The sequence below is a fragment of the Actinomadura chokoriensis genome (assembly GCF_039529475.1).
Taxonomy (GTDB): domain Bacteria; phylum Actinomycetota; class Actinomycetes; order Streptosporangiales; family Streptosporangiaceae; genus Spirillospora; species Spirillospora bangladeshensis.
Genome location: NZ_BAAAMW010000010.1, coordinates 257,490 through 269,708 on the forward strand (window position 1 = coordinate 257,490; position 12,219 = coordinate 269,708).

The following is a 12,219-nucleotide window of genomic DNA, read 5'->3' on the forward strand; positions in this document are numbered from 1 at the left end:
CCCCTTCGGTCATGGGATCCCGTCCAGCGCGCCGGCCTCGATCACGTCCAGCCGGGCCAGCAGCGTGAGGAACGCGTACGCGTACGGGGACCGCGCGGTCTCGGCGGCCACCCGGCGCCAGTCGACCTGCTCCCGCAGCGCCCGCCCGACATGCAGGAACCCGCTGAAGTCGCAGGCGGTCTCGGTGAACGCCAGCAGCCGCATGACCACCAGGTCGGTGGCGGGCAGCACCGGCATGAGCACCGCCCCGACCGCCATCTCCTCGGCCCGGCCGAGCAGTTCCCCGTCCACCGGACGGCCCGACGGCGTGTGGATCAGGTCGATCACGTGCTCGCCGTCGTATGCCTTCTCCAGCCAGTTCTCCGGGCTCTCCAGATGCGTCATGCCCGCGCTGAGGAGCGCGTCCAGGGCCGCCTGGACGTCCCGCTCCCGCACCACGAAGTCGACGTCGTGCGTCGACACGGCGGCGCCGTGCGCGTACGCCGCGAAGCCGCCCGCGAGCGCGTACCCGATCCCGGCGTCGCGGAGCGCGGCCGCCGCCCGCTTCAGGGCGTTCAGCAGGCCCTCGGCGACGCCGCCCGAGTCCGGCCCCGGGCCGGCGGTGCCGGACCCGCGCGTAGCGGCCATCGGCGGCTCCGTCTGCACGTCCCCCCACGCGTTCCTCGGTCGGCCGGGTTCCTCGGTCGGCCGGGTTCCTGGTCGGCCGGGTTCCCTCGATCGATTTGGCTCCCTCGGACGACCGCGTTCTCTCTCAGTCGTTTGCGGTCGCCGTGGCGGTACCCGTGGAACCGCAGGTCATGCCGTCGTCAGGGGACGCGGTAGGCGGCGGGCGGGGTCGGGGTCGTGCCGAGACAGGTCGCGACGGGATCCTCGATCGAGCACCAGCCGGGCCTGCGCACCGGCACATACCCGGAAGGGACGCCCCGGTTCGCGATGATCGACCGGTAGGTGGGGACGGCGTCGGTCGGACGGCGCGTGAGGGTCGGGTCGGTCAGCGCGTCCACCGTGTAGAGGCCGAACCGGGGACGGTAACTGCCCCACTCGTAGTTGTCGGTAAGGCTCCAGTAGTTGTAGCCCATCATCTTCACGCCGTCGGCCATCGCACGCTGGATCCAGTAGATGTGGTCGCGGAGGTGGTCCGAGCGCGTGTAGCCGTCCGGGCGTGGTTTTCCGTTGTCGGTGGACATGCCGTTCTCGACGATGTACACGGGCAGGTGGGGCAGCCGCTTCTGGTAGCTCTTCAGGACGTAGTACAGACCCTCCGGCTCGGGGTCGATCTTCCAGAACTCGCCGGTGAGCGCGTACACCGAGGTGAGGTTCTGCAGGTTCGCGCCGTAGTAGTAGTCGATCCCGATGAAGTCGAGCTTGTCGGTGACGTCGTTGAACAGGGCGGCGTCGAAGATGCCGTTGAGGGCCGTCCCGTAGGCGACGTTGCTCGACACGAGGGCGCCCGGGTCGAGCCTGTGAATCATGTCGTAGGCGGCGCGATGCGTCTTGATGAGGGCGTCGCGCATCTTCAGCATCTGCCCGAGGTCCATCGGACGGTGGGTGAGTTCCTTGTAGATGTAGGCGCTGGCCTCGTTGAAGGTGATCCAGATGACGCCCTGGTTCTTGTAGCGGTCGACGACGAAGCGTGCGTTGCGGAGCCAGTCGTCCTGTGTACGGGGGTTGTCCCAGGCGCCCTGGTCGGCGACCCAGCCGGGGTACACCCAGTGGTCGAGGGTGAGCATCGGCCGCATCCCGTTGGCCTTGATGCGGCGGATGAGGTCGTCGTAGTAGGCGAGCGCCTCCGGGTCCCGGTGGCCGCGCCGCGGTTCGATGCGGGCCCACTCGACGGACGTCCGGAAGACGTCCACGCCTAGGTTCTCGGCGAGCTTCAGATCGGCCGGGTAGCGGTGCCGGAAGTCGACGGAGTCGCGGTAAGGGTCGGACACATCGCCCGCACCGCTCGCGGCGTACCGCGTCCAGTTGCTGTCGGGGAAGGACCCTTCGCTCTGGAACCCGGACGTGGCGCGACGCCCCAGAGGAACCCTTCTGGGAACTTCGCGGTGGACGAGGCGACCGCGGCCCGACTGGGCGCCGCGGCGACCGCCGGCGGCGCACCCAACGTCAGCGCGACCACCACGGCGAGACAGGCGGAGCCGATGAAGCGGACAGGGCCGACGGCACGGGAGGCCCTGCGAACAGACCAAGCCCGGCGAGCCGAACGCACGGGATCGGCAGATCGGGCAAGGCCAACAGAACCGGCGCGGTTGGCAGATCGGGCGGGGCTGCCGAACACAGGGCTCCTTCCCTGAACGGGACCTGCATCTCCTTCGGACTACAGGCGGCCGGAACCGACCCGTCAACCCCCTCATCTGGCCGAATCGGGCAATCTCGTCCGTCCGCAACCGGGCCGCGCCGACGCGGCCGCCGCAGCGGCAATCCGGGCGGCCGACGCATTTACCGATACGTGATATACGCCACAAATGACCGGGTCGACAGGGGCGAGGTTTTCCACAGAACGCGATTCCAGTTCCCACTCGCCGCCGCGCGCGCCACCATGAAATCGATCTTCCCGCGGGAATTCGTGACCTAGTTCACAGTTCTCGCGACACGCCCGGAATCAGCGCAGGCCACGGCGGGAGCGGAGGCGCGCCCGCCACCGTCCGCCTACCTCGAAATGCCCGGAGGGATTTGCCATGTTCGCCCGATCCTGCATACGTTCCTGCCCGGTTCATGCGGCACAACCGCCGCCCAGATAACAGAACACGCACCCGACGCGCGGCAGCGGCGCGCACGGCCCACCCTCGATCGGAGCCGGCGCGGACCCCCAGGTCGTCCATCGCGGACCCCGCGCGAAAGCCGACGTCGGACGCCGAATCCGTGCAGTCGAGAGGCACGGAACCGGAAGCGGCCACCACTTTTCCCGCGTCCCCTGAATGACGCACACGGAATGGCCGCGCCCTCCCGTTCCCCTGTGGAAGACCACCGGGGTGACGGCTGCCCGGTAGGCATCAACCGCGAGGTCTGGAGTCATTCTGAATACCCCTCGAAACCCCCTGAAGGCCGGATTCACCACCGGCGGTCTCGTCCTCACCACGACCGCGGCGCTCGGCGCGTCCGTCCTCGCGGCCGGACCGGCCGCGGCGGCGGCGCAACCGCAGCGGGCCGTCGTGGTGATGCCCGCCGCGAAGGTCTCCGCCAAGCAGTCCCGTGCCGCGAAGCAGAAGAAGCGCGCGGCCTACGCGGTGAAGTACGCGTCGAAGCAGATCGGCGACCCGTACCGCTACGGCGGCACCGGCCCCGGCTCGTGGGACTGCTCCGGCCTCGCCGGAGGCGCCTGGCGCAAGGCCGGGGTCAAGCTCCCCCGGACCAGCCAGCAGATCTACCGCGCCGTCAAGAAGAAGGTCTCGTGGAAGGGCGCCGTCAAGGGCGACCTCCTGTTCTTCTACAGCGGCCGCACCCACATGGGCATCTACGCCGGCCACGGCTACATGATCCACGCACCGAGCTCCGGCAAGCTCGTCAAGAAGGTCAAGCTCACGAAGTACTACAAGCGCAACTTCAACGGCGCCGTCCGCCCCGGCCTCTGATCCGGCCGAACACGAACTCGTGGCCCGGCATCCCCCATGCCGGGCCACGCCCCGCCCCACCCCCGCACGGCCACCGACCCCACAACCACCCACGACCGGCCGAGCTGCGGTTGAATCAGAAGCTCGATATCTCACCCCGATAGGAAGTGCCCTGCCTCAGTCTGGAGCTCGCTCGAACGCCCACGCCTCCCTGCAAGCCCTCGCTCTGGGGGACGCCCTGGGCTCCCAGTTCTTCGTCCCGGCCAACCGCACCGCCTTCGAAACACAGACCCTCCCGCCTGGCCCATGGCAGTGGACGGACGACACCGAGATGGCCGCATCCATCTACCTCGTCCTCACCCGCCATGGAGCCGTCGACCAGGACGCCCTAGCACACAGCTTCGCCGAACGGCATGACTTCGACCGCGGCTATGGCCCGTCCACGGGGCGCCTGCTGCGACTCGTCCGCGAGGGTGGCGACTGGCGCGTTCTCGCGCGCGAACCGTTCGACGGCGCCGGCTCCTGGGGAAACGGCGCCGCCATGCGCGTCGCACCCCTCGGCGCGTGGTTCGCCGGCGCCCCCGCCGAAGCCGCGCGCCAAGCCGCACTGTCGGCCGAGGTCACGCACCCGCACCCCGAGGCGGTGGCGGGCGCGATCGCCGTGGCCGTCGCAGCGTCCATCGCGCCCACCGAGCCGACTCCGGGCAGGTTCATCGATGAGATCCTGCGGCACGTCCCGGACGGAACGGTTCGCCAGGGAATCGTCGAAGCCCGGCACCTGCTGACCATCGGCGACCCGTCGACCGCGGCCGCCGTCCTCGGCAACGGCCGGCAGGTCGCCGCGCACGACACCGTCCCGTTCACCATCTGGGCCGCCGCCCGCCACCTCGGCGATTTCGAGCGAGCATTCTGGACGACGGCCGCCGCCGGGGGCGATATCGACACGACGTGCGCGATCGTCGGCGGCATCATCGGAAAGGCACCCGCGGACTGGCTCACCCCCTGCGAGCCACTACCATCCTGGGCGCCCTGAGGCCCTGGCGCCATGAGGCCCTGGCGCCATGAGGCCCTGGCGCCATGAGGCCCTGGATGGCATGAGGCCTTGGGCGCTATGAGAGGGTGCGGCCGAGGAAGTCTTCCGTGAGGCGCCACGCCCTGTCGGCGGGCTCCGGCTGGTAGAACATCGGCGCCTTCCGGTTGTGGAACGCGTGGCCGCCATCCTCCTGGACGTGGATTTCCATGTTCTCCCGTCCGTCCACGGCCTGCTCCACTCGGGCGACGTCCTCCCTGGGGATGTAGGGGTCGGCGCCACCGAAATGGAACTGGACCGGGGCGTGAATGGCGTCGAGCTGGCCCAACGCCCCCGGCACACCGGAGCCGTAGAACGACACCAGCGAGTCGACCTCCGCGTTGGCGGCGAGCAGATACGCCAGCGTCCCACCGAAGCAGAACCCGAGGACGCCGACCTTGCCGACCTCTGGGAAGCCCTTGAGGACGTCCAGCGCGGCCTTGGCGTCCTCTACGCCCTTCTCCCAGTCGAACTGGGAGACCATGGACATGCCCTTGGGAAGAGCCTCTTCGTTGTGCTTCGTTGTCCAGTTCGGTTGGATGCGCCAGAACATGTCAGGCGCCGCCACCACATACCCGAGCGCCACCAGGTCCTCGGCGACGGCCTCCATGTAGTCGCCCACGCCGAAGATCTCCTGGACGAGCAGGATCCCCGGCCCCCGCGTCCCCCACACGTGCAGGTCGAACTCACCGTCCGGAACAGCGACCCTCTCGATACGCGTCATATCACCCGATGATGGCGTAAACGGCACTGGCGTGGGCCACGGTCGCGGAATCCACCGTCATGTCGATCTCCGCGAATGCCAGTGACCGCCCCAGCTTGGACAACTCCACGTGGACGAGCACGTCCTTCCCCACCACAGGCCGCTGGAACGACGTGTTCAGCTGCACCGTCGTCATCGGCACGAACCCGCCCTTCGCCCCGGCGACCGCCAGGACGACCGCCGTGTCCGCCGCCGCCATCAGCGCCTGCCCCGACAGCGCGCCGCCCTCCCGTGCCAGCCGGTCGTTCCACGGCAGCCGCAGCACCGCCGTCCCGTCCCCCACCTCCTCCGGGACGAGGCCGAGGTCCAGCACCCACGGCGCGAAATTGTCACGCAGGATCTCATCGGGCTTCACCGTCATCCCGACATGATGCACGCTGATGGCATGCATGAGGAGATCTTCCTGCCCTCGACCTACGCCACCGGGGTCCCCTACGACGCGTTCGCCGGGCTCCGCGCCGAGTCCCCGGTCGCCCGCGTCCCCGAACCGGCCGTCGGCCCCTGGCCCGCCGGTCCCGGATACTGGGCGGTCTTCCGGCACGCCGACGTCAAGCACGTCCTGCGCTCACCGGACCTCTTCTCCTCCAACCTCGGCGCCACCCAGATCCGCGACCCCGACACGCCCGAGGACCTCGCGTTCGTCCGCGCGATGATGCTCAACCAGGACCCGCCCGACCACTCTCGCCTCCGCCGCATCGTCGCCGCCGCGTTCACCCCCCGCGCCGTCCGCGCCCTGGAGGAGACGATCGAGCACCGGGCCCGCACCCTCGTCACCTCGGCCCTGGGCACCGAAACCGACTTCGTCGAGCTCGCCGCCGACCTCCCCGTCTGGACGCTCGCCCACATCATGGGCGTCCCCGACTCCGACCGCCGCCTCCTCTACGACTGGGCGTCCCGCGTCATCGGCTACCAGGACGACGAGTACGCCGGCATCTCCACCGCCGACGCCGCCTCCATGACCCCCATGGCGCGCAAGGCGATGAACTACCGTCCGACCACCACCACCCACCCGGACGGCCGCCCCATCAACCCGCGCTCCTACACCGCGCTCGCCGACATGTTCGCCTACGCCCACGCCCTGGCCGACGAGAAGCGCTCCAGCCCCTCGGACGACATCATGTCCCGCATGCTCGAGGGCGGCCTCACCACCCACGAGTTCGAGAACATGTTCTTCCTCTTCGCCGTCGCGGGGAACGAGACCCTCCGCAACGGCATCCCCGGCGGCCTCCTCACCCTCCTGGAACACCCCGCGGACCTCGCCCGCCTCGCCGCCGACCCGTCCCTGCTCCCGTCCGCCGTCGAGGAGATGCTCCGCTACTGGCCCCCGGTCATGGACTTCCGCCGCACCGCCACCCGCCCCGTCACCCTCTCCGGCCAGAAGATCGACGCCGGCGACAAGGTCGTCGTCTACCACGCCTCCGCGAACCGGGACGAAACCGTCTTCCCGTCCCCGAACCGCTTCGACATCACCCGCACCCCCAACGACCACGTCAGCTTCGGCTTCGGCCCCCACTTCTGCCTAGGCGCCCACCTGGCCCGCACCCAGATGCGCGCCATCTTCCGCGAACTCCTCCCCCACCGCATCACCCTGACCGGCACCCCCGTCCGCCTGGCCTCCAACTTCCAGAACGGCCTGAAGCACCTCCCCGTCCACCTGGCCCCCACCCCATAACCCCGTCGCAAACCCCCCGCCGATCTCGGTACCCTTGCGGGACGGGTCGCTAGCTCAATTGGCAGAGCTCCGGACTTTTAATCCGTAGGTTGTGGGTTCGAGTCCCACGCGACCCACCACCCCTGACCAGGGCAAACACTAGATCGTCCCGATTTGCCCGCCGCCCGGTTCGCCCCGTTCCGTCCCTCTGCCTGCTCGATGTTTGCTCGCGGGCACGGATCGGGCCTGGTCACCCTCGATTCACATCGATGTTGCCCGGCAGCAGACACAGTGGTAGGTGCGAGCCCACCGCCTGCGGGTTGTTGACCGGACTAGCCGACAGTCGCGCAGTCCTTCCGGCAGTACTTCAGCAGTCCGTGTCGAAGGGACTGCAGAGGGTTGTCGGTGGGATCTGTACGCGCCGTCGAAACGATCAGTCTGCCTGGGTGGGGAAGGGTCCGCGAGGCTGGCGGGGTGGTCCGGTGGCAGGTTGAGGGCGATGCCGGTGAGGTCATCGAGCCGATCCGGCACTACCTGCGAGGTCTGGCCGCTCAGGGCAAGTCAGACAAGACGCTGCGCAGCTACGCTCACGACCTGTTGCGCTGGTGGCGGTTCCTGAGCGTCGTCGACATCGCCGGTCATCAGCCCGGATCTGTTCACCCGGATCGAGCAGGTCACCACTGACCGCGGCATGCAGACCCGGCACCGGGCCGAGGTCACGAACGCACTCACGAAGATCGCCGTCCACACCGGCAAGGACCCGGAGGAGTTCGTCCCCGAGGACCTGGTGGCGTTTCGCGCCTGGTATGTCAGCCGCCAAGGCCGGACCAAGTGCGGCAGCCACGGCGCATGGGAAGCGCTGGTGGCCGTCGGGATCCTGCCCGCCGGCAGCTCCCTGCGCCAGGCCCTGCGACGCGGTCAACGACCCACCGCCGAACTGGTCGACCGCTATCAGATCAAGTGCAGGCCCGTTCGGGACCTGCTGGTCCGCTATCTGGATGAACGACGGCCTGGGCCGGACTACCGCACCTTCCGGACGATGGTCGGCATGCTGGCGAGGAAATTCTGGGCGGACCTGGAAGCCCACCATCCCGGGATCGACTCCATCGATCTGCCTCCCGACGTCGCCCTGGCTTGGAAGGAACGCCTGCGCACCGTCGTCAGGCACCGTCCGCGACCGGAAGAACTACGTGGAAGAGCTCATGCGCGTCCGGTCGTTCTATCTGGACCTGGAGGAATGGGCCTTGGAAGATCCGTCCGGGGCGCCCTGGGCCGTTCCCAGCCCGGTCCGCGGCGGTGACACCGAGGGCTCGCTCAAGGCGCGCAAGGCCACCACCGCCGAGATGCATCAACGCACCCGCGAGCGACTGCCGCACCTGCCGGTGCTCGTTCACGCCGCCGAACGGCATTGCATCGACATGGAGCACATGCTCCAGGCCGCCACCGACACCTCGGTGAACGAGACCTTCGAGCACGCCGGCCTGTCCTTCCGCCGCATCGTGCGCAAGTCCTATGCCCGAGGCGGCACCCAGAAGGGCAGTTCCCACATCACCGTTGAAGGACTGGCCACCGGCGTGATCATCGATGTCACCCGGGTAGAAGACGAAGCGTTCTGGGCCTGGGCGATCATCGAGACTCTGCGCCACACCGGGGTCCGGATCGAAGAACTGCTGGAGATCACCCACCTGGCCTTGGTCTCCTACCGGCTGCCCGACACCAAGGAAGTCGTTCCGCTCCTGCAGATCGTTCCGTCCAAGAGCAACGAGGAACGGCTGCTGCTGGTCACACCCGAACTCGCCAGCGTGCTGGCCAGCATCATCACCCGGCTCCGTGGTTCGCAGGGACACGTGCCTGTCACCGCTCGCTACGACCCCCACGAAGCCACCAACCGGAACCCCCGCTGCCCCACCTGTTCCAACGCCATCAGGGATGGCGCAACGAGGTGATCAGCCCACGCGTCGTTCAGAAGTTCCTCAACGACACCTTGGAACGACCGGGCTGACCGATCACGCAGGTCGGCCATTGTGCTCTCCCCCCACGACTTCCGCCGCATGTTCGTCACCGAAGCCGTCACCGGTGGCCTGCCCGTTCACATCGCCGCTCGTCTGCTCGGCCATCACAACCTCGCCACCACCCAGGCCTACCTGGCGGTCTTCCAAGACGATCTGATCCGCGCCTACCGCGCCTTCGTCGACCAGCGGCGGGCGATGCGGCCGACCGCCGAATACCGCCAGCCCACCGACGAGGAGTAGGCCCAGTTCCAGCAGCACTTCCAGCTCCGCAAGCTGGAGTTGGGGACCTGCGGACATCCCTACGGCAGCCCTTGCAACCATGAGCACGCCTGCATCGGCTGCCCCATGCTGCGCGTCGATCCCAGCCAACGGCGGCGCCTCGCCGAGATCCTTGCCAACCTCGACGCCCGGATCGACGAAGCCACCGCCCACGGCTGGCTCGGCGGGGTCGAAGGCCTGCAGATCAGTCTCCAAGCCGCCAAGGACAAGATGGCCGGACTCGACCGCATCGCCCGTCACAAGGTTCAATTCGGCATGCCCACGATTCCCGGCGATCGCTCCTGACGCAGCGGGCCGCCCACCCGCCGGACTGGCGTGACAGGGGCGGGCGGTGCTCACTGCGGACCGCCGCCCGCCCCTCTGGTCTGCCGTTTTCACGCCAGGCCGACCGCGAGGCATCTACGTGATGTCTGAAGTCACCAGATTCCTCGCGGAAGGAACATACCCTTGGACGCTACGGGAGCTCACGTCCCCGAGCAGTATGAAACGGGCGCAACCGCCGACAACGAACCGGAGACCCCGGACTCGGCTGGAAGAGAACCCGACAGGGCCGCCTTGACCGAGCCGGACACCCCGCTCGCCCTTCGCAAGGCGAACCCCGCCCCGGCCCCCGCCGGCGCCCCGCGGCCGCAGCACGGGGACCCCGGAGGCGATGATCGCGGCGGCAAGGATCTGCAGCAGTCCTTCGTCGCCACGCTGCTGGCCATCGTCACCGCCTACACCACGACCGGCTCTGTCCTCTTCACCGCGGCCGCCGCCGTGATGGCGCTGCTGGTCACCGTGTTCATCGGTCGCAAGTGAGACCGGCCCCCGGGCAGGCACGCCCGGGGCCCTCTAAAAAATCTTGGATCGACCTTTCACGTCCCGGCCCGCTGGCGCCCTCTAGTGACCAGAGGGCTGGGCGAGAGGCGTTGGTGCTGCTTGAACCATTTTCCGGAACGAGGAGATGACCGTGACCGACACCAGCGGACCAGGCGTCAAAGGCGACGTCGTGTCACTGAAGGCGACGGAGGTCGCCGCCTTCAAGAAGTTGTATCAAGATCGCTATCACCCGATTGTCAACCGACTTATGTTCGCGCTGAGAGCTTCCGTCCATGACAGCGAGGATGCAGTCCAGTTCGCCTTCGTCCAGGCCTACAGACGTTGGTCGCAGATTGAGAACCCCGAACCTTGGGTGGTCACGGTTGCGACGAGGGCCTACCTCGCCAAGTGCAAGCGAGACCGCCGCCGCATGGAGATTGAGAAGCGTGCGCTGGTCGCCGGCATGCTGAATCCTCACGGCAAAACCGGCCGCGAGCTCGACGACGTCGATGGCTATGCATGGGTGCAGGCGGTGATCAGCGACCTGCCACCTCGGCAACGGCAGGTGATGGCGGGCATTGCCGACGGCTTGAGCAACGAGGAGATCGCCGGACTGCTTGGGATCACCCAGGACAACTTCCGCTCGAACCTCCGGTTCGCCCGGCGTCGGCTGGAGAAGAGGTTGGACTTGAAGAAGATGATCCCCGCCCCGGCGTCGGAAACCGGGAAAGGAGGCACCTCATGAACGACCCGGACGACTACACCAACCCTGACCAGCAGCTAGACATCGAGGCCATCGCCCGTGACGCGGCTGAGAACCTGGACCGGATCCAGGACACCACCAGCCACATCACCCCCGACTACGTCCTGGATCGACTCCAGCAGATCCTCGACAACGAGGAGATCAACTCTGCGCTCACAGACGAGGGGGATGACGGTGCCGATGACGGGCTGCTGATGATGATGTCCGCCGCGAAGATGCTCTGCGAGGAGAACTCGCTCCCGGCAACCAAGGCCGACAAGGACGAGCCCTGCCTCCTGGCCTCTGCTTCGACAGCCGACTCCTCGCAGGCCGAGGCCCTCGTGGTCGCGGCCCGAAGCAAGGCGCAAGCGATCATCTCCGAAGCCGAGAGCAAGGCCGCGCAGATCGTGGCCGACGCGGAAGAGCGAGCCGCCGAGACCGCGGACCGCTTCACCGAAGTGTCCAGTGCTCTCACAGAGCGAACCCTCCAGTTCGCCGCCGAGATGGACCGACTCCAGCATCTCCTCGAGAGCACAAGAGCCAGGCTAGAGGACCTCGATGCCAAGCGAGCGGACCTCGAAGCCCAGCACATCGCGCTCGAGAGCTGGCAAGAAGCGCCCGAAGCCCGGGAAGCCAAGCTACATGCCCTCAGCCTCTTCGCGTTCCAGGAGGCCACCTGGGACGCGAACGAACGCCCACACGACGAGGGCTCTCCAGATCAACCCGACCAAGAAGATGCGGAATCGTGCGTCATCTTGCGCCGGAAACTACTCAAGAAGTTGATGCCCGAGGAAGTCCTGGAAGAGTTGGATCGCATGAAGCTGGCCCCGCCTTCAGGCTCCTTCGCCACATACACCAGGCTCCCCTCGCTCAGCCCGGTCGTCTTCGACATTCAACCGATCCCGGCGCCGGAGCTGCTGTCTTCCATTCGACAGCATCTCGATGTTGCTCGCCGCGCGCTACGCGACTCCCACAACTGCTCCATGGAGCAGGATCAACAGCCATCAACCACCAACACCACGAACAGACCTTGATCGATTAAGGCACGGCTGGGCCCCCGTCACTACCCGTGACGGGGGCCCAGCTGCTCGGTCGACATCATGTGACTCGCCTTAGTCCGGAGAAGGGATTGCTGACACCTATGTGAGGTGGCGCCCTGTGAGTCTCCGCTTGTGGCCGACGCACCAGGAATGGGAGGGCCGCTGCGCCCACTGATCATCTCGCCCGTGGACGACGCCGCCCTCACACGGGTCCTTGGCAAATCGGAGCCGCGGCGAGGTTGGCCATCTTGATCCTCCGCTGGTGATGCGGGCATCATCCGGGCGAACATGGTGTCCTCTCGCCGCGA

General features: G+C 67.8%; 15 protein-coding genes and 1 tRNA gene. 12 read left to right on the plus strand and 4 right to left on the minus strand.

Translation table 11 applies throughout. The features are described 5' to 3' along the window. Positions 1–9: 9 nt before the first annotated feature. Both ABFX46_RS22985 and ABFX46_RS22990 read right to left on the minus strand, forming a co-directional pair. Positions 10–627: a nucleotidyltransferase gene (locus tag ABFX46_RS22985; RefSeq protein ID WP_346045023.1), complete on the minus strand. Its 618-nt coding sequence runs from the start codon at positions 625–627 to the stop codon at positions 10–12. Positions 628–806: 179 nt separating this feature from the next. Then, a complete protein-coding gene (locus ABFX46_RS22990; RefSeq protein ID WP_346045024.1) occupies positions 807–2,357 on the minus strand; it encodes a family 1 glycosylhydrolase in 1,551 nt (516 codons plus the stop codon). Positions 2,358–3,161: 804 nt separating this feature from the next. Here ABFX46_RS22990 and ABFX46_RS22995 point away from each other — a divergent pair. Together ABFX46_RS22995 and ABFX46_RS23000 are read left to right on the plus strand one after the other, a co-directional pair. Further along, positions 3,162–3,575, plus strand: a complete 414-nt coding sequence (locus ABFX46_RS22995; RefSeq protein WP_346045026.1) for a C40 family peptidase — start codon at positions 3,162–3,164, stop codon at positions 3,573–3,575. A gap of 151 nt (positions 3,576–3,726) precedes the next feature. Then, the gene (locus tag ABFX46_RS23000) at positions 3,727–4,587 is read left to right on the plus strand and encodes an ADP-ribosylglycohydrolase family protein (RefSeq protein WP_428831297.1); all 861 of its coding nucleotides are present in this window, start codon (positions 3,727–3,729) and stop codon (positions 4,585–4,587) included. 76 nt (positions 4,588–4,663) lie between these two features. Here ABFX46_RS23000 and ABFX46_RS23005 read toward each other — a convergent pair whose 3' ends face one another. Then, positions 4,664–5,347, minus strand: coding sequence for a dienelactone hydrolase family protein (locus ABFX46_RS23005; protein ID WP_346045028.1), 684 nt, complete (start codon positions 5,345–5,347; stop codon positions 4,664–4,666). A gap of 1 nt (position 5,348) precedes the next feature. Next, entirely contained in the window at positions 5,349–5,747 is a 399-nt protein-coding gene (locus tag ABFX46_RS23010) for a PaaI family thioesterase (protein ID WP_346045030.1), read from the minus strand. Positions 5,748–5,771: 24 nt separating this feature from the next. On the opposite strand from ABFX46_RS23010, the gene ABFX46_RS23015 reads away from it, so the two are divergent. The 10 genes from ABFX46_RS23015 to ABFX46_RS23060 all read left to right on the plus strand — a co-directional run bounded on the left by ABFX46_RS23015 (position 5,772) and on the right by ABFX46_RS23060 (position 11,905). Next, positions 5,772–7,058: a cytochrome P450 gene (locus tag ABFX46_RS23015; RefSeq protein WP_346045032.1), complete on the plus strand. Its 1,287-nt coding sequence runs from the start codon at positions 5,772–5,774 to the stop codon at positions 7,056–7,058. 43 nt (positions 7,059–7,101) lie between these two features. After that, positions 7,102–7,177, plus strand: a tRNA-Lys gene (locus ABFX46_RS23020). A gap of 334 nt (positions 7,178–7,511) precedes the next feature. After that, a complete protein-coding gene (locus ABFX46_RS23025) occupies positions 7,512–7,721 on the plus strand; it encodes a hypothetical protein (RefSeq protein ID WP_346045034.1) in 210 nt (69 codons plus the stop codon). 7 nt (positions 7,722–7,728) lie between these two features. Beyond that, complete coding sequence (locus ABFX46_RS23030; protein ID WP_346045036.1) at positions 7,729–8,337, plus strand: hypothetical protein; 609 nt, start codon at positions 7,729–7,731, stop codon at positions 8,335–8,337. Beyond that, entirely contained in the window at positions 8,228–8,983 is a 756-nt protein-coding gene (locus tag ABFX46_RS23035; protein WP_346045037.1) for a hypothetical protein, read from the plus strand. The genes ABFX46_RS23030 and ABFX46_RS23035 overlap by 110 nt, the downstream gene beginning before the upstream one ends. A 78-nt stretch (positions 8,984–9,061) precedes the next feature. Next, positions 9,062–9,289: a tyrosine-type recombinase/integrase gene (locus ABFX46_RS23040; protein WP_428831293.1), complete on the plus strand. Its 228-nt coding sequence runs from the start codon at positions 9,062–9,064 to the stop codon at positions 9,287–9,289. Between the two features lie 105 nt (positions 9,290–9,394). Next, positions 9,395–9,613, plus strand: a complete 219-nt coding sequence (locus tag ABFX46_RS23045; RefSeq protein ID WP_346045041.1) for a hypothetical protein — start codon at positions 9,395–9,397, stop codon at positions 9,611–9,613. 270 nt (positions 9,614–9,883) lie between these two features. After that, entirely contained in the window at positions 9,884–10,129 is a 246-nt protein-coding gene (locus tag ABFX46_RS23050; protein ID WP_346045043.1) for a hypothetical protein, read from the plus strand. Positions 10,130–10,280: 151 nt separating this feature from the next. After that, a complete protein-coding gene (locus ABFX46_RS23055) occupies positions 10,281–10,874 on the plus strand; it encodes an RNA polymerase sigma factor (RefSeq protein ID WP_346045044.1) in 594 nt (197 codons plus the stop codon). After that, positions 10,871–11,905 (plus strand): hypothetical protein, encoded by a 1,035-nt coding sequence (locus ABFX46_RS23060; protein ID WP_346045046.1) that lies wholly within the window; start codon positions 10,871–10,873, stop codon positions 11,903–11,905. The genes ABFX46_RS23055 and ABFX46_RS23060 overlap by 4 nt, the downstream gene beginning before the upstream one ends. Positions 11,906–12,219 lie beyond the last annotated feature (314 nt).

Coding starts and splice junctions, on each gene's coding strand:
- ABFX46_RS22990 (WP_346045024.1), bottom strand. CDS start 2,357: ATGAGGGGGTTGACGGGTCGGTTCCGGCCGCCTGTAGTCCGAAGGAGA.
- ABFX46_RS22985 (WP_346045023.1), bottom strand. CDS start 627: ATGGCCGCTACGCGCGGGTCCGGCACCGCCGGCCCGGGGCCGGACTCG.
- ABFX46_RS22995 (WP_346045026.1), top strand. CDS start 3,162: ATGCCCGCCGCGAAGGTCTCCGCCAAGCAGTCCCGTGCCGCGAAGCAG.
- ABFX46_RS23010 (WP_346045030.1), bottom strand. CDS start 5,747: ATGACGGTGAAGCCCGATGAGATCCTGCGTGACAATTTCGCGCCGTGG.
- ABFX46_RS23015 (WP_346045032.1), top strand. CDS start 5,772: ATGCATGAGGAGATCTTCCTGCCCTCGACCTACGCCACCGGGGTCCCC.
- ABFX46_RS23030 (WP_346045036.1), top strand. CDS start 7,729: ATGCAGACCCGGCACCGGGCCGAGGTCACGAACGCACTCACGAAGATC.
- ABFX46_RS23060 (WP_346045046.1), top strand. CDS start 10,871: ATGAACGACCCGGACGACTACACCAACCCTGACCAGCAGCTAGACATC.
- ABFX46_RS23005 (WP_346045028.1), bottom strand. CDS start 5,347: ATGACGCGTATCGAGAGGGTCGCTGTTCCGGACGGTGAGTTCGACCTG.
- ABFX46_RS23045 (WP_346045041.1), top strand. CDS start 9,395: ATGCTGCGCGTCGATCCCAGCCAACGGCGGCGCCTCGCCGAGATCCTT.